13 protein-coding genes and 1 pseudogene are annotated in these 15626 nt (G+C 65.4%); 10 read left to right on the top strand and 4 right to left on the bottom strand.

What is annotated here, in order from left to right; all coding sequences use genetic code 11:
- The first annotated feature begins 87 nt into the window (after positions 1–87).
- From ABZO33_RS23415 to ABZO33_RS23385, 7 genes are all read left to right on the top strand, one after another.
- Entirely contained in the window at positions 88–1266 is a 1179-nt protein-coding gene (locus ABZO33_RS23415) for an acetyl-CoA acetyltransferase (RefSeq protein ID WP_414537972.1), read from the top strand.
- Between the two features lie 3 nt (positions 1267–1269).
- Entirely contained in the window at positions 1270–2811 is a 1542-nt protein-coding gene (locus ABZO33_RS23410; protein WP_414537971.1) for a class I adenylate-forming enzyme family protein, read from the top strand.
- 43 nt (positions 2812–2854) lie between these two features.
- A complete protein-coding gene (locus ABZO33_RS23405) occupies positions 2855–4192 on the top strand; it encodes an MFS transporter (protein WP_414537970.1) in 1338 nt (445 codons plus the stop codon).
- 97 nt (positions 4193–4289) lie between these two features.
- Positions 4290–4925 (top strand): LysE family translocator, encoded by a 636-nt coding sequence (locus ABZO33_RS23400; protein ID WP_414537969.1) that lies wholly within the window; start codon positions 4290–4292, stop codon positions 4923–4925.
- Between the two features lie 29 nt (positions 4926–4954).
- Positions 4955–5251, top strand: a complete 297-nt coding sequence (locus tag ABZO33_RS23395) for a DUF3144 domain-containing protein (protein WP_102682437.1) — start codon at positions 4955–4957, stop codon at positions 5249–5251.
- A 139-nt stretch (positions 5252–5390) separates the two neighbouring features.
- Positions 5391–6212, top strand: coding sequence for a DNA-binding protein (locus ABZO33_RS23390; protein ID WP_414537968.1), 822 nt, complete (start codon positions 5391–5393; stop codon positions 6210–6212).
- A 90-nt stretch (positions 6213–6302) separates the two neighbouring features.
- Positions 6303–7193 carry a sterol desaturase family protein gene (locus ABZO33_RS23385; protein WP_414537967.1) on the top strand — a complete coding sequence of 297 codons (891 nt, stop codon included), beginning with the start codon at positions 6303–6305 and terminating at the stop codon, positions 7191–7193.
- On the opposite strand, the gene ABZO33_RS23380 is transcribed toward ABZO33_RS23385, so the two are convergent.
- Entirely contained in the window at positions 7179–7862 is a 684-nt protein-coding gene (locus ABZO33_RS23380) for a helix-turn-helix domain-containing protein (RefSeq protein ID WP_414537966.1), read from the bottom strand. The genes ABZO33_RS23385 and ABZO33_RS23380 overlap by 15 nt on opposite strands.
- 205 nt (positions 7863–8067) lie before the next feature.
- On the opposite strand from ABZO33_RS23380, the gene ABZO33_RS23375 reads away from it, so the two are divergent.
- Entirely contained in the window at positions 8068–9747 is a 1680-nt protein-coding gene (locus tag ABZO33_RS23375; protein WP_414537965.1) for an MFS transporter, read from the top strand.
- Positions 9748–9803: 56 nt separating this feature from the next.
- On the opposite strand, the gene ABZO33_RS23370 is transcribed toward ABZO33_RS23375, so the two are convergent.
- Together ABZO33_RS23370 and ABZO33_RS23365 are read right to left on the bottom strand one after the other, a co-directional pair.
- Positions 9804–10373 carry a hypothetical protein gene (locus tag ABZO33_RS23370; protein ID WP_414537964.1) on the bottom strand — a complete coding sequence of 190 codons (570 nt, stop codon included), beginning with the start codon at positions 10371–10373 and terminating at the stop codon, positions 9804–9806.
- 84 nt (positions 10374–10457) lie between these two features.
- Positions 10458–10844 carry a VOC family protein gene (locus ABZO33_RS23365; protein ID WP_414537963.1) on the bottom strand — a complete coding sequence of 129 codons (387 nt, stop codon included), beginning with the start codon at positions 10842–10844 and terminating at the stop codon, positions 10458–10460.
- A 228-nt stretch (positions 10845–11072) separates the two neighbouring features.
- Between ABZO33_RS23365 and ABZO33_RS23360 the strand changes: the two are divergent.
- Both ABZO33_RS23360 and ABZO33_RS23355 read left to right on the top strand, forming a co-directional pair.
- Positions 11073–11855 (top strand): annotated as a pseudogene (locus ABZO33_RS23360) (PAS domain-containing protein); the annotation flags it as partial.
- 42 nt (positions 11856–11897) lie between these two features.
- Positions 11898–12392, top strand: coding sequence for a methyl-accepting chemotaxis protein (locus ABZO33_RS23355; RefSeq protein ID WP_231867507.1), 495 nt, complete (start codon positions 11898–11900; stop codon positions 12390–12392).
- Here the strand turns inward: ABZO33_RS23355 and ABZO33_RS23350 are convergent.
- Positions 12367–15621 carry a transporter substrate-binding domain-containing protein gene (locus tag ABZO33_RS23350; RefSeq protein WP_414538093.1) on the bottom strand — a complete coding sequence of 1085 codons (3255 nt, stop codon included), beginning with the start codon at positions 15619–15621 and terminating at the stop codon, positions 12367–12369. The two genes, ABZO33_RS23355 and ABZO33_RS23350, sit on opposite strands and share 26 nt — an antisense overlap.
- Positions 15622–15626 lie beyond the last annotated feature (5 nt).

Here is a 15626-nt window from a genome sequence, read left to right as displayed (position 1 = left end):
TCGTGTACGTAGTTGCCCCAACTAGCGTGGGATTCGGGTGCTGCCACATTGTATGCAATACCCGCTTCAAGGACAGAAGAAAACACCATGTTCCACGATTCCATCGCCATCGTCGCCGCCGCGCACAGCCCTTTCGGTCGCCTGGATGGCCTGAACCTCGAAGACCTGATCGTCCAGGTCACCCGTGATGCCTTGCAGGATGCAGGCATCGACGCCGCCGAGATCGACGCGCTGTTCCTAGGCCACTTCAACTCGGGCCTGGTGGCCGACGGCTTCCCCGCCTCGCTGATGCTGCAGGCCGACCCGCAACTGCGCTTCAAGCCCGCCACCCGTTGCGAGAACGCCTGCGCCTCGGGCTCGGCGGCAATCCAGGCCGGTATCAATGCCATCCGCAGCGGCGCGGCCGAGCTGGTGCTGGTGGTCGGCGCGGAGAAGATGACCGGCAACAGCACCGTCGAGGTCACCCGGGCGTTGGCCGGCGCCGGTTACCAGAACGCCTTGCAGGAGGCCGGCCTGAGCTTCGCCCAGCTGTTCGGCCAGGTGGCGCAGCAGTACACCGAGCGCTACCACAGCCCGCTGGCGTCGATGGCGGCGATCGCGGTGAAGAACCATGCCAATGCCATGGCCAACCCGCTGGCGCAGATGCACCGGGTGATGGACTTCGAGCACTGCAACCAGGTGTCGCCGAGCAACCCGCTGATCGCGGCGCCCCTGCGCCTGACCGACTGCTCGCTGATCAGCGACGGCGCGGCGGCGATCATCCTGGCTTCGCCCGCGCGCGCCCGCTCGATGCGGCGCCAGGTGGCGATCCGCTCGATGGTCCAGGTCAATGACTTCCTGCCGCTGTCGCGCCGCGACATGCTGGCCTTCGAGGGGCCGCAGCGGGCCATCCACGGGGCGCTGCGCGAGGCGGGGGTAACCTTGAACGACCTGAGTTTCGCCGAGGTGCACGACTGCTTCACCATCGCCGAACTGCTGATCTACGAAGCCATGGGCCTGGCGCCGCGGGGCGAGGGGCACCGTGCCCTGGACGACGGCATCGTGCGCCAGGGTGGGCGCTTGCCGGTGAACCTGTCCGGCGGGCTCAAGGCCAAGGGGCATCCGGTGGGGGCCACCGGGGTGTCGATGCATGCCCTGGGCTTCGCCCAGTTGACCGGCAAACCCATCGGCCTGGGCGTGCCCAATGCCGAGTTCGGCCTGCTGTTCAACATGGGCGGCATGGCGGTGGCCAACTACGCCAGCGTGCTGCAAGCCGTCAGGGTCTGAGGCATGAACATCGGCCATTGGTTGCAGGATGCGGCCCAGCGTTGGCCTGAGCGGCCGGCGTTGTTCGAGGGCCCGCGGCAGATCGCCGACTACCGGATATTTGCCACCCAGGTGCGGGCACGGGCGCTGGAGCTGCGTCACGTGCACGGCATCGAGCCGGGCGCGCGGGTAGCGCTGCTGATGAAGAACAGCTGCGACTACCTGCAACTGCTCTACGCGATCTGGTGGTGCGGGGCGGTGGCGGTACCGATCAATCACAAGCTGCACGCCCTGGAGGCCGCGTGGATCGCCGGCAATGCCGGGGCGCGGCTGATTTTCACCGACGAGGGCCAGCTGTTCGCTGACCTGGCATTGCCGAACGGTTGCCGCGAGCTGGCCGCGCCTGTCCAGCGCATGCCGGGAGTACCGGCCAGCGATGAGCTGCAGGCGCCGCACCCATGCCTGGACAGCGACCTGGCCTGGCTGTTCTACACCTCCGGCACCACCGGGCGTTCCAAGGGCGTGATGCTGTCCCATGGCAACCTGATCGCCATGTCGCTGTGCTATCCGCTGGACGTCGACCCGGTAGCCGCCGATGACGCCGTGGTGTATGCCGCGCCGATGTCCCACGGCGCGGGGCTATACAACTTCATCCACGTACGTTGCGGCGCCCGGCACGTGGTGCCCCTGTCCCGTGGCTTCCAGGCAGCGGAGCTGTTCACCCTGGCGCGATCGCTGGGGCAGGTCAGCCTGTTCGCCGCGCCGACCATGGTCAAACGCATGGTCGAGCAGGCGCGGCAACTGGGCTATGCTGGCGAAGGCATCAAGACTATCGTCTATGGCGGCGGCCCGATGTACCTGGCGGACCTGGTCGATGCCCTGGATACCTTCGGCCCGCGCCTGGTGCAGATCTACGGCCAGGGCGAATGCCCGATGACCATCAGCGCGTTGTCCCGCGAGGCCATCGCCGACCGTGACAACCCGGGCTGGCCGGGCATCGCCGCTTCCGTTGGCCGGGCCCAGGCCTGCGTGGAGGTGCGCGTGGTCGATGGCGCGGGCCGCGTGACGGCGGCTGGCGAGGTAGGGGAGATCGTCGTGCGTGGCCCGGTGGTGATGCAGGGTTACTGGGACAATCCCCAGGCCACTGCGGCGGCCCTGGTGGACGGCTGGCTGCACACCGGCGATATCGGTTTTCTCGACGGCCAAGGCTACCTGTCGCTGACCGACCGCAGCAAGGACGTGATCATTTCCGGGGGCAGCAACATCTACCCCCGCGAGGTCGAGGAAGTGCTGATCCAGCACCCCGAAGTGTTCGAAGCCTGCGTGGTGGGCGAAACCGACGCCGAGTGGGGCGAGTCGGTGGTGGCTTTCGTCGTGCCGCGCACGGCAGGCGGCCTCGATGCGCGGACGCTCAATGAGTGGTTCCTGGCGCGCATGGCCTCGTTCAAGAAACCAAAAAAGTACCTGTTCTGCGCCGAGCTGCCGAAAAACAGCTATGGCAAGATTCTCAAGACCCAGTTGCGCCAATGGCTGCAGGACCCGGACGGGTCGCTCGGCAGTGCTTGAGCCGCGACATTTCATGGAAAGCGACACGACAGGAGTTACCCGCATGGGCATGTCACCCGCCAACACCCAGCGCCAGCGGCGCCGGGCTTTCATCGGCGCCACCACCGGCCACCTGATCGAGTGGTACGACTACGGCGTCTACGGCTTCCTGGCCTTGTATATCGGCAAGGCCTTCTTCGTTTCCGACGACCCTACCAGCAGCCTGCTGGCGAGCTTCGCGGCCTTCGCCCTGAGCTTCTTCATCCGCCCTCTGGGCGGGCTGTTCTTCGGCCCGCTGGCGGACAAGATCGGCCGCCGCCGCACGCTGATCACGGTGCTGGTGATGATGGCCGGCTCCACCTTCCTGCTCGGCCTGCTGCCGACCTACGCCAGCATCGGCATCGCCGCGCCGGTGCTGCTGGTGCTGATCCGCTGTGTGCAGGGCTTCTCCGCCGGGGGTGAGATCGGCACCATCACCAGCTTCATCTCCGAATACGCCGGCCCCGGCCGTCGGGGCTTCGCCACCTGCTGGCTGATGGTCACGGCGGTGCTCGGGKTGCTGTTGGGCGGCGCGGTGGCCAATGGCATGACCTGGGCCCTGGGCGCCGAGCTGATGCAGGACTGGGGCTGGCGGATCCCGTTCCTGATCGCCGGGCCCCTGGGCTTCATCTCGCTGTATATCCGCCTGAAGCTCGAGGACAGCCCGGAGTTCCTCGCCCTGGTGGAGGCCGGGCAGACCTCCAAGGCGCCGCTGCGCGAAGTGTGGCAGTGGAAGCGCGCGATTGCCCTGGTGTTCTTCATCATCACCCTGCACAGCTCGATCTTCTACCTGGTGCTGACCTTCGCCTCGACCTACATGTCCAACACGCTGAAGTTCGACAGCGGCACCACCTTGCTCTATGTGTTCGTTGCCAGCCTGTCGGCGGCGCTGGTGATGCCGTTTGGCGGCGCCTTCACTGATCGCTACGGGCGCAAACCGTTCCTGATGGTGATCGGTACATTGGCGACCCTGGCCATGTACTGGTTCTTCAAGACCGCGCCGGGCGCCACACCAGCGACCCTGTTCTGGCCGCTGATGGCGGTGGCGATCCTGTTCGGGCTGTATGCCTCGTCGACCTACGCGTTGATGAGCGAGCTGCTGCCCACGCGCATCCGCTCCACCGGCATCGCCATGGCCTACAACATCCCGGTGGCGGTGTTCGGCGGCAGCGCGCCGCTGATCTCGACCTGGCTGATCAAGGTGACCGGGGATATCACCGCGCCGTGGTACTTCTACGTGGGCACCGGGGTGGCTTCGCTGCTGGCGCTGGTGGTGCTGCGCCAGGACGATTTCGTGGCCTGCAACCGTGCGCCGCAGCAAGCGCGGCCGGTGGCGACGGGACTGGCGGATTCTCAGGCTTGATGTAGCAGAGGGCTATCAGGCGCAGCGCCAATTCCGGAGCGGGGCGGCATTCTGTTACAGTCGCCGCCTCATGTAATCGGCCCGAGGATGTACAAGGATGTCGCTGCACGATTGGTTCGGATTTGTCGTTGTCTCGATGGTGGTGACCTTGTCGCCAGGCCCGGGTGTCATCATGGCGTTGTCCAACTCGCTGTCGCACGGGCCGAGGCGGGCGATGCTCGGTTCGCTGGGCAACGCCCTCGGGCTGCTGGTGGTGTCCACCGCCACCAGTGCGGGCCTCGGGGTATTGCTGCAGACCTCGGCCAGCGCCTTCCTGCTGCTCAAGGTGGTGGGCGCGAGCTACCTGATCTACCTCGGCGTCAAGCAGTGGAAAAGCCGCAGCAGCGCCTTTGACCAGCTGGAGCAACCGGTCAAGGCCCTGGTCAGCAACCGCCGGCTGATGCTCAACGGCGTGACGGTGGCGTTGACCAACCCGAAAGCCATCCTGTTCTTCGCCGCCTTCCTGCCGCAGTTCATGGCCACGGGCAACGGCGCCGATAGTCAGCTCGGATTGCTGGTGGGCACCTTCGCCCTGTGCTCGATCCTGGCCCATGCTTTCTATGTCCTCCTGGCCCAAGCCTTGAAGCGCAAACTGGCGGCACCGAACCGCGCTCGCCTGATGAACCGCCTGTTCGGCGTGTCGTTCATGACGCTCGGCGCCAGCCTGTTCACCGTTCAGGCCAAGACCGCCTGAGTCCAACGTTTTCCGATAGGTAGATTCCCATGGCACAAGCCACCGACCAGGCCTTCTACGACCGCGCCGATGCGCATGTGGAGCTGGCCAACCAGCAGATCGAGAAGCTCGAGGACCTCGGCAAGGTCAGCGCTTCGATGACCTTCGCCGCCAGCCGCTTCAATGCCTGGATGGCGGCGCGCAGTTTCAAGTCCGCGGCGGAAATGGCCGCGGCGCGCGAGGAGTTGCTGAAGTACTTCAGCGAGCAGTACCGGATGATGCTCGAGGACAACCTCGACGAACATATCCAGCACTTCGACCGCTACGTGCTGGGCAAGGACAGCTGAGTTCGCACGAACAGGCCCGGCGCCTGGCAACGTCGATAAAAAAACATTTCACCCGCACGCTTGAACCGAGGGTCAGGGCCGTGCAGTATTGCGCCGAATTACATGGTACATGCCATGGTACGAATAGGTGGATTGAGCAATGGCCCGCAATGGTATCGACAAGGCCTCCGTGCAGCAGGCGCGGCAGGCGCTGATGGCCCGGGGTGAAAACCCCAGTATCGATGCGGTACGTATCGAGTTGGGCAATACCGGCTCGAAAACCACCATCCATCGCTACCTCAAGGAGCTCGACCGGCAACCGCTGGAGATGCTGGGTAACCAGGGGGCCTTGAGCGAACCGTTGGCGCGATTGGTCGAGCAACTGGCGGCCCAGTTGCAGGAGGAAGGGCAGGCCCGGATCGCGGCCGCCGAGCAGGCGGCGCAGGCGCGTTGTGCGGCGATGCAGGCCGAGTTGCAACTGGCCCAGCGCGACCTGGCCGGCGCACTGCGCCAGGTCGAGGCCCTGACCGCTGCGCTGCACGCTGAAACCCAGCGGCTCACGACAGCCCAGGCCAGCCTGCAGGCCGAGCAGTTGCGCAGCGCCAGCCTCAGCCAGTCACAGGGTGAGTTGCAGGCGCGCCTGGCTGACAAGGACGGGCAACTGCGCACCAGCCTCGAGCAGCGCCAGCAGGATCAACGCCGCAACGAGACCCAGGTGCGCCAGTTGCAAGGCCAGTTGCAGACCTTGCAGCAGGGCGCCCTGGCGCGTCAGGACGAGCTGACGCGTCTGCACCGCGACAATGAGCGCCTGCTCGCCGAACATCGCCAGGCCACGGCCCAGGGCACGTTGCTGGATGAGCAACTGCAGCAGCGGGACGCGCAGGTGCAGGGGCTGCGCGCCATCCTGGCCCAGGCCCAGGGTGCCAACGACGAGATGCGTAGACAGCTGGCCGCCCGAGCGGCGGACACACCGGCCCTGTAGTACATCGCTGCGACAGATGCGCCGTTCGTTCAATCGCTCCAGGCAAGCACCAGGCAACACTGCTGGCTCCAACCATGACTGGAGCCATCCATGCGTATCCTCTATGCCCCGTGTTTCTTCTTCGGTTTCATTGCCACCGCGGTGTGGCTGATCGATCTTGGCGCCGATATCCTCTGGCTGCTGCCCCTGCTTGGCGTGGCGATCCTGCTGTCGTTCACCTGCGAAGCGCTGTGCCCCTACAAATCTGCCTGGAGCGAGGCAACAGGCGAGGGCGGGCGCGATGCACTGCACGCAATGGTCAACGAAACACTCAATATCGCCAGCATCGCCGCCATCCCGCTGTTCGCCGGCTGGCTGCCGGCCTCAAGCCTGTGGCCCAGCCACTGGCCCGTGCTCGGGCAACTGTTGCTGGCGCTGCCCCTGGCCGACCTGGGCATCACCCTGGTGCATTACGCCAGCCATCGCAGCGCGTTGCTCTGGCGCCTGCACGCGGTGCATCACAGCGTGACCCGGCTGTACGGTTTCAATGGCTTGATGAAGCACCCGCTGCACCAGATGGCCGAGGGGCTGGGTGGCGTGCTGCCTTTGCTGCTGCTGGGGTTGCCGCAGGATGTGGCGGCGCTGCTGGCGTTCTGCATCGCAGTCCAGCTGCTGTTGCAACACAGCAATGTCGACATGCGTATCGGCGTGCTGCGCCACTTTTTCGCCTGGGCCCCTGTGCACCGGCTGCACCATCTGAAGTACGGCACCCTGGGCGACGTCAACTTCGCACTGTTCTTTCCCGTCTGGGATCGCCTGCTCGGCACTGCCCTTCACCTGCCGGGCTACGGGTTGGCCGATGACGACATGGGTATCGGCGACCGTCCGGACTATCCCAAAACGTACCTTGCGCAACTGCGAGAGCCGTTCCGCCCAGTGGCCACGGCGCAGCCGCCGGCACCCTTGCCGAACAGCTTGCGTCAGGCGCTAGAGCACGTCTGAGCGCAGGTGGCGCAGGGCTTCGCTGGCGCGGATGCCGAATTGCTGGCGCAGGCTGCGGCTCAGGTGCGCCGAATCGGCGAAGCCGGCAGCCATCGCCGCTTCGGTCAGGCTGGCGCCAGACAGCGCCTCGCCCAAGGCCACGCGCAGGCGTTGCCACAGCACCATGCGCCGTACCGACAGGCCCAGACGGCCGCTGAACAGGCGCTCGAGCTGGCTGACCGATAGCGCCGCTGCCTGTGCCAGCTCGGTGGCCGGCAGGCGCTGCTCGTCCACCGCGCGAATCCGTGCCAGGGCCCGCGCCAGGCGCGGATCCAACGGGCGGCGCGGTGCCTGGCGCAACGCCTGGGCCAGGCTGGGGATATCGCGGGGGGCTTGCTGGCAGACGTCGAGCAAGGTCTCCAGGGAAAACGCCAGGGGCTCGGCGAACAGGGTGATGCAGGCGGTGCTGGGCGCGAGAATGGCGTGGGGCTGCAACGAGGCGATGGCCAGCATGGCGCCACGGTGCTGTGCGCCGTTGACCTGCAGGCAGGCTTGGCCCTCAAGGGCGAGCACTACCTGGTGGGCATAGTGGGCATGGACACCGGTGTGGCCCGCCGTGCCGAGCAGCAGGCCGTGGTCATCGGCCAGCCAGAGCCGACCTCGCCAGGCGCTGTGCCGTGGTTCGCTCATTGCGGGTTCCCTATCCGTTTCGGCGCTCGATCACTCAGGCGAGTGGCTATCGTGCAAAGGCCGATTATGCTTGAAGTGACTTGCCGCGATTCGAGGCCGATGCCTCGTCGTGCTTCGCGCAGCCTGCAATGCCTTTGGGCCTGGGTGCGTGCTTTGGCTACCTGATGGAGCACTCCGGTCTACCACAACCAGACGGAGGCGACCCATGGCGGTCCTTGACAGCGAATCCACGGGCAGTAGCGCGCCCCAACGTGGCATCACCCGGGAGGAGCGCAAGGTCATCTTCGCCTCTTCGCTGGGCACCGTGTTCGAATGGTACGACTTCTACCTGTACGGCTCGCTGGCGGCAATCATCGCCAAGCATTTTTTTGCCGGGGTCAACGAAACCACTTCGTTCATCTTTGCCTTGCTGGCGTTCGCCGCCGGCTTTGCCGTGCGGCCGTTCGGCGCCATCGTGTTCGGCCGCCTGGGCGACATGATCGGGCGCAAACACACCTTCCTCATCACCATCGTGATCATGGGCGTATCCACCGCGGTGGTCGGATTGCTGCCCAGCTATGCGACGATCGGCGTGGCCGCGCCGGTGATCCTCATCACCCTGCGGCTGTTGCAGGGGCTGGCATTGGGCGGGGAGTACGGCGGGGCCGCCACCTATGTGGCCGAGCATGCGCCCAAGGGCAAGCGCGGGTTCTTCACCGCGTGGATCCAGACCACCGCCACCCTCGGGCTGTTCCTGTCGTTGCTGGTGATCCTGGCCTGCCGTACGGCCATGGGCACCGAGGCGTTCGAGGATTGGGGCTGGCGGATACCGTTCCTGCTGTCGATCCTGCTGCTGGCGATTTCGGTGTACATCCGCCTGCAGCTCAACGAGTCGCCGGTGTTCATGAAGATGAAGGCCGAGGGCAAGGCGTCGAAGGCGCCGCTGACCGAATCGTTCGCCCGTTGGGACAACCTCAAGGTGGTGATCATGGCGCTGCTCGGCGGCACCGCCGGCCAGGCGGTGGTGTGGTACACCGGGCAGTTCTACGCGTTGTTCTTCCTGCTGCAGACACTGAAGATCGACCCGCAGACCGCCAACCTGCTGATCGCCGGCTCGTTGCTGATCGGCACGCCGTTCTTCATCGTCTTCGGCAGCCTGTCCGACCGCATCGGGCGCAAGAAGATCATCATGGCCGGTTGCATCATTGCCGCGTTGACCTACTTCCCGATCTTCAAGGCGCTGACCGAGTACGGCAATCCGGATGTATTTGTCGCCCAGGAGCAGAACCCGGTCGTGGTGGTGGCTGACCCCGGGCAGTGCGCTTTCCAGTTCGACCCGGTGGGCAAGGCCCGCTTCACCAGTTCCTGCGACATCGCCAAGAGCCTGCTGGCCAAGCGGGCGATCCCGTACGAGAACGAAAAGGCCGAGCCTGGCAGCGTGGCGCAGATCCGTATCGGCGAGCGGGTGATCCCGAGTTTCGAGGGGACCGGCCTGGCCGCGGCTGAACTGAAGACTCAGTCCGACGCCTTCACCGCCACCCTGACCGGTGCCCTGAAAGAGGCCGGTTATCCCGAGAAGGCCGACCCTGCGAAGATCCATTACCCGATAGTGTTGTTGCTGCTGACCATCCTGGTGATCTACGTGACCATGGTCTACGGGCCAATCGCCGCCTGGCTGGTGGAGCTGTTCCCGGCGCGGATCCGCTACACCTCGATGTCGCTGCCGTACCACATCGGCAACGGCTGGTTCGGTGGCTTCCTGCCAACGGTGGCCTTTGCCATGGTGGCGGCGACCGGGGACATCTACTACGGGCTGTGGTATCCGATCGTCATTGCGGTGATGACCGCGGTGCTGGGCATCTTCTTCATGCCGGAAACCAAGGATCGGGATATCAATCACAGCTGAGGGATGAGGGGTCGCTCCTGCCTAGGTTCACGCCGTCACTGCAGGAGCGACCCTGTTCAGTCGAAATAACCGCGCAAGGTGTACCGGTAGCCGACATCCACCTCCAAGGCCTGTGGGCGCGCATAGGCCTTTTTCATGACGAATTCGAACGCCGGCTCGTACAGACCGTCGCGCACCACGGCGCCCGCCAGCACTTCCACCGAATACCAGCCGTTGTCCAGCTCGATCATCGGCCGCCCCGGCTCCTGGTAGCGCGCCAGTAGATCACCCAGGGTCTTGTTGGTGAAGTGCTGCAGGATGCGCCAGGTGAAGAGCATCACGGCGCCGTGCTCGACCCGCAGCACATGGCCCGCACGACGGTGCTTGAGGCGGCTGCCGGGCTCAAGCAGTGCCGGGGTGCGTTCGTCGAGGGTGAACAGGATGCGGTAGGGCAGGTTGTCGACACCGGCCAGCGGCAGGATCACCCCTTGCTGCACCGCCAGGTCGCCGCTGTCGCCGCGGGTGAAGGCGCGCGCCAGGTCGTCGGGCAGGTCTTGGTCTTCCTTGAACTGTTCCAGCAGCTGGATATCACCCAGCAGGAAATAGTCGACCAGGTCGTTGAGCACTTCGCTGAATTCGTAGCGCATGGGGTGTCCTTGTTCTGGCTGCGCTGGAGGAAGTCAGCAATGTAGCAGCCCGCGAGGAAAACCTCGCGGGCTGCACGAAGGCGGCTAATGGCGCTGGGCGATCTGGATCAGATTGCCGCAGGTATCATCGAACACGGCCACGGTAACCGGGCCCATGGCGGTGGGTGGCTGGGTGAAGTGCACGCCCGCCTTGCACAGTCGTTCATACTCGGCCTGGATATCGCGCACGCCGAACGAGGTGGCGGGAATGCCGTCCTGCTTGAGCGCGGCCTTGTAGGTCTTCGCCGCGGGATGGGCGTCGGGCTCGAGTAGCAACTCGACACCGTTTGGATCGTTGGGGGAGGTGAGGGTGAGCCAGCGGTACTTGCCCAGGGGAATGTCGTCCTTGGGCTCGAAGCCCAGGACCTGGTGGTAGAACGCGTGGGCCTTGGCCTGATTGTCGACGAGAATGCTGGTGACTACGATTTTCATGTGTATCCCTCTTGTGGGGCATCGTGCACCGGGTAGCTGTGGAGTATAGGAGAGGCGCTTAGGGTTACGGCAATTTCGCGCAAGGCTGCGCGGCCTGCTCAACGCACCTTCGCAGCGTGACCGGACAGACGGCACAAATGCCTAATGCGAAAGTGATATCAGAACGCTTGCACGGTGGTAACGCCGATCTATGCTCAGGACATTCCGTGAGCACAGGAGGCCCGGTCCATGTTCGAGTACCATCGCAAGTCCGACTTGATCGAGATACAGCGCAGCCGGCAGGCCTTGGCGGGCATGGAGGCGAAGCTGGCAGCGATCAGCCGTTCCATGGCGATGATCGAGTTCGCGCCCGATGGCACGATCCTCGAGGCGAACGAGAGTTTCTGCAAGACCATGGGCTACAGCGCCGACGAGATCCGCGGCAAGCACCACCGGCTGTTCTGCGACCCGGCCTACGCCAAGAGCGCCGAGTACCAGCAGCTCTGGCGCGAACTCGGTGAGGGCAAGGCCATAAGCGGTACGTTCGAGCGCCTGGACAAGGCGGGCCGTGAGGTGTGGCTGGAGGCCAGCTACATGCCGGTGATCGACGAGCGCCAGCAGGTGACCAGCGTGATCAAGGTGGCCTCCGACATCACCCGCCATGTCATCGAGGAGCACGAGAGCGAAAGCCTGCTCAAGGCAATCGGCCGTTCGATGGCGGTAATCGAGTTCACCCCGGCCGGGCGCGTGATCAAGGCCAACCAGAACTTCCTCGACACCATGGGCTATCGCCTTGACGAGGTGGTGGGGCGCCATCATGGGCTGTTCTGCCTGCCGCACGAGCGCGAGTCGGCCCAATACCGCGATTTCTGGGCCTCGCTCAACCGCGGCGAGTACCACTCCCATCGCTTCGAACGGGTCAACAAGCAAGGCCAGACCGTGTACCTCGAGGCGTCCTACAACCCGATCTTCGACAACAAGGGCCGCCTGTACAAGGTGGTCAAGTTCGCCAGCGATATCACCCGCCAGGTCAGCACCCAGCAGACTGCCGCCGACGCTGCCCATGCCAGCTCGATGCAGACTGACGCCTGCGCGCGCAAGGGCACCCAGGTGGTGCAGCAGGCGGTGGAGGTGATCGAGCAGATCTCATGCGAGCTCAACGACGCCGCCCGCACCATCGACGCGGTGAGCAAGCAGTCCGAGGTGATCGGCCAGATCGTCCTGACCATCCGCGGCATTGCCGACCAGACCAACCTGCTGGCCCTCAATGCCGCCATCGAGGCGGCCCGGGCCGGCGAGCATGGCCGTGGCTTTGCGGTGGTCGCCGACGAGGTGCGCAACCTGGCGGCGCGGACCAGCAAGGCGACCCTGGAGATCGTCGAAGTGGTGCGGCAGAACCATGACCTGTCGTTGACCGCGGTGGCCAGCATGCAGTCGAGCCTGACCCGTACCGGCCTGGGCGTGGAACTGGCCAATGAGGCCGGTACGGTGATCATGGAGATCCAGCAGGGTTCGCGGCACGTGGTGGACGCCATCAGCCAGATCAATTCGACCCTTCAATTGCACTGAGGCTCTGGCGCAGTTCGAGCTCCAGGGTGTGCAGGCTCGAGCGTAGTTGGGCGAGCCGTTGTTCAACCGGCTGCCCCAGGGCTATGGCCTGCTCCAGCGCTTCGCAATCCTGCCTCACGCCCCTGACCTTGAGCATCCGCGCGCCGCCCTTGACCCGATGGACCACTGGGGCGAGGGCTTCGGCTGCCGGGTTGGCGCCCAGTGCGTGTAGTGCCTGCAGGTCTTCGGCGCTGCTTTGCGCCAGTTGCTCCAGCAGGCGCTTGACCAGCCGATCGTCGTCCTGGGTGAGGTGGCGCAGTTGCGCCAGGTCGAAGCCGCTGGGACGTGGCGCTTCAGCGGCCAGCGGCAGGCAGGCCTTGAGTGCCTGCAGGCCGATGGGCTTGAACAGGCATTCGTCCATGCCGTTGTCCAGGCAGCGCTGGCGTTCCTCGGCCTGGGCGTTGGCAGTGACGCCGATGATTCGAACGGCGGGCAGGTTTTCTTCGCGCTCCCGTGCACGAATCTGGCGGGCCAACTCATGGCCGTCCATTACCGGCATGCTGCAGTCGGTGATGACCACATCGAAATGGCCGTCCAGCCAGAGCGACAACGCGGCCATGCCCTGGTCGGCGAGGGTCACCTGGTGGCCCAGCGAACGCAGTTGCTTGTCGAGCAGCAACAGGTTGGCGGGGTAGTCATCGACGACCAGGACTTGCAGCGGGCCTGCATCGGCTTCGATCAAGACATTGCCGGCAGGCTGGGTGGCAGGAGGCTCGGCGCCCGGCAGGCGCAGATGCACTTCGACCTGGGTGCCCAGGCCCTCGATGCTGTTCAGATGCAGCTCGCCCCCCATCAGCTCGCACAGCTCGCGGCTGATCACCAGACCCAGGCCCGCCCCCTGGCGTGCCTGTCGTCCATCGACCTGGGAAAAACTGGTGAACAGACGTGCCTGGTCGCTACTGCTGATACCCACGCCGCTGTCCTTGATGTGCAACCTGACCTCAAGCAGGCCGGCATTGATCGGGGCGACAGCCAGCGACACGTCGATCCGGCCCTGATCGGTGAATTTGATCGCGTTGCTCAGCAGGTTCGACAGCACCTGCTTGAAACGTAGCGGATCGACCAGCAGCCACGCGGGCGAGGCGGGCAGCAGAGCACCCAGCGCAAGCCCTTTGAGACGTGCGCTGCCTTCGAAAACCCGCAGGGTCGAGCGGACCAGCTCGACCAGGTCGCAAGCCACTGGTTGCAGCGTCATGTGGCCGGACTCGATGCGCGAGATGTCCAGCACATCGCCAATCAGGTCGAGCAGGCCGATCGCCGAGCCGTGGGCCGCCTCCAGCGCCTGGGTATCGCTATGGCCGTGCTGGCTGTCCTCCAGGGCCATCTCGAGCAGACCGATGACGGCGTTCATCGGTGTGCGGATCTCGTGGCTCATGACTGCCAGGAAGGTGCTTTTCGCCCGACTGGCCTGTTCGGCATCGTCCTTGGCCTGGCGCAGCTGTTCGAGCAGTCCGCGGCTGAGCGCCAGCTGTTCCTGCAGCGCGCGCTGGGCTTCGCTGCGCTGGTGGATCAGTTTGCGCAGGTAGGTGTTCCAGAACGCCACGCCGGCCAGCAGCAGGGCGGCCAGCACCAGCACCTGCAGCGCCAGCGTGCGGTAGTTGCGCCAGGGGCTGTCGCTGACCGCGGTGTTGGTCCGCCACTGGTTGACCAGCTGTTCCAGCTCGTCGGGTGGAATGCTCAGCAGGGCCTTGTTGAGGATCGCCTGCAACTGCGGCTGCGCGGGGCCTACGGCAAAGGTCGCCAGGGCCGGCTCGTCACCGTGCAGGCCGGCAATGCGCAGACGGTCCTTGAATACCTGGTTGATGAAGTAGCTGGCATTGATGTGCGAGCCGAGGGCGACATCGGCATTACCGTTGGCCACGGCCTCCATCAGTTGCAGAGGGTTCTCCACGTCCACGATGCGCAGTTTGCCATACTGCCGTTCGAGGCCTTCACGCAGCGGCGAACCTCGCAGCAGCGCCACCCGCAGTCCTTTCAAGGGTTGCTGCGGGTCGAGGGGCGCCGCATCCCGTCGTGTGACCAGTACCCGTGGGCTGATCATGTAGGGGCGGGTGTAGCGCAGGCGTTGGGCGCGGTGCTCGCCGTAACCGATGGCGCCGATCATGTCCGCCTTGCCCTGGGCGACCTGCTCGACCATGCTTTCGAACGAATCCGACTCGACCAGCTTGAAGCGCAAACCGGTACGCAGGCCGATACGCTCCAGTAGATTCAGGGCAATGCCCCGGGGCTGCTGCTGGGCGTCGGTGAAGCTCAGGGGCGCCAGCGTGGTGTTGATCATCACGCTGACCTGCCGGTGTTGCGCTATCCAGTCGCGCTCCTCCTGGGTCAGGGCATCGAGGCGGCGGTCCAGCAGCAGGCTGGTGCCGCCGCCGGTCCAGCGGCGCAGGATATTCAGCCGTTCGCTGTCGGCGATGCGGCCCAGGGCCAGGTCGACCAGTTGCAGCAGGCGCTGGTTGTCCTGGGGCAGGGCAAAGGCAAAGCTGCTGGCCGGAGCCTTGACGAAGTGATCGACCTTGACCGTTTCCTGGAAACCCTTGGCGATCGCATAGTCCGTACTGATGGCGTCACCCAGATAGGCGTCGGCCTGCCCCAGGGCAACTGCGGCGACCCCGGCGAGGGTCGAACGATAGAGGTCCAGTTGTGCGTGGGGATAGAGGCGTCGCACTGCCTGCATGGGCAGGTAATGATCCACCATCGCAAGGCGCAGGCCAGCGAGGTCGTCACCGTCGCGCAAGGCCTGGTCCTTGCGCGATACGATGACCGGCAGGTCGTCGGCGTAGGGCAGGCTGAGGGCCAGTTGCGCGTCATTGGCCTCGAAGGCGTTGGAGCTGCCCAGCAGATCGACCTCGCCAGCGCGCAGCGCTTCCAGGGCCAGCTCGCGGCTCGGATAGCGGCGCACCTCGACCGGCACGCCCAGCTGCTCGCCGATCAGGCCGGCGTAGTCCGCGCTCAGGCCTTCGTAGTCGGACTGGCTGTTGTTGATGTCGAAAGGGGGATAGTCGGGACGCGAACTGCCCAGCACCAGGCGGCCGCGACTGGTTAGCCACTGACGGTCGGGTGCGGCCAGTGCCAGGGGAGGCGCCGCGCTCAGGGCGCGGGCCAGGAGATGGCGGGATTCGCTGTGCGCTTCGCTGTGAGCGGGCAATACCGGCAGCATGGCCAGCAGCAGGCACAGCAGGGTGCCCTTGATCATGA

It is taken from the genome of Pseudomonas sp. CAM1A (assembly GCF_047501685.1).
GTDB lineage: Bacteria > Pseudomonadota > Gammaproteobacteria > Pseudomonadales > Pseudomonadaceae > Aquipseudomonas.
Note: the sequence above shows the minus strand (reverse complement) of the source record. Positions and strands in the feature narration are given on the sequence as shown.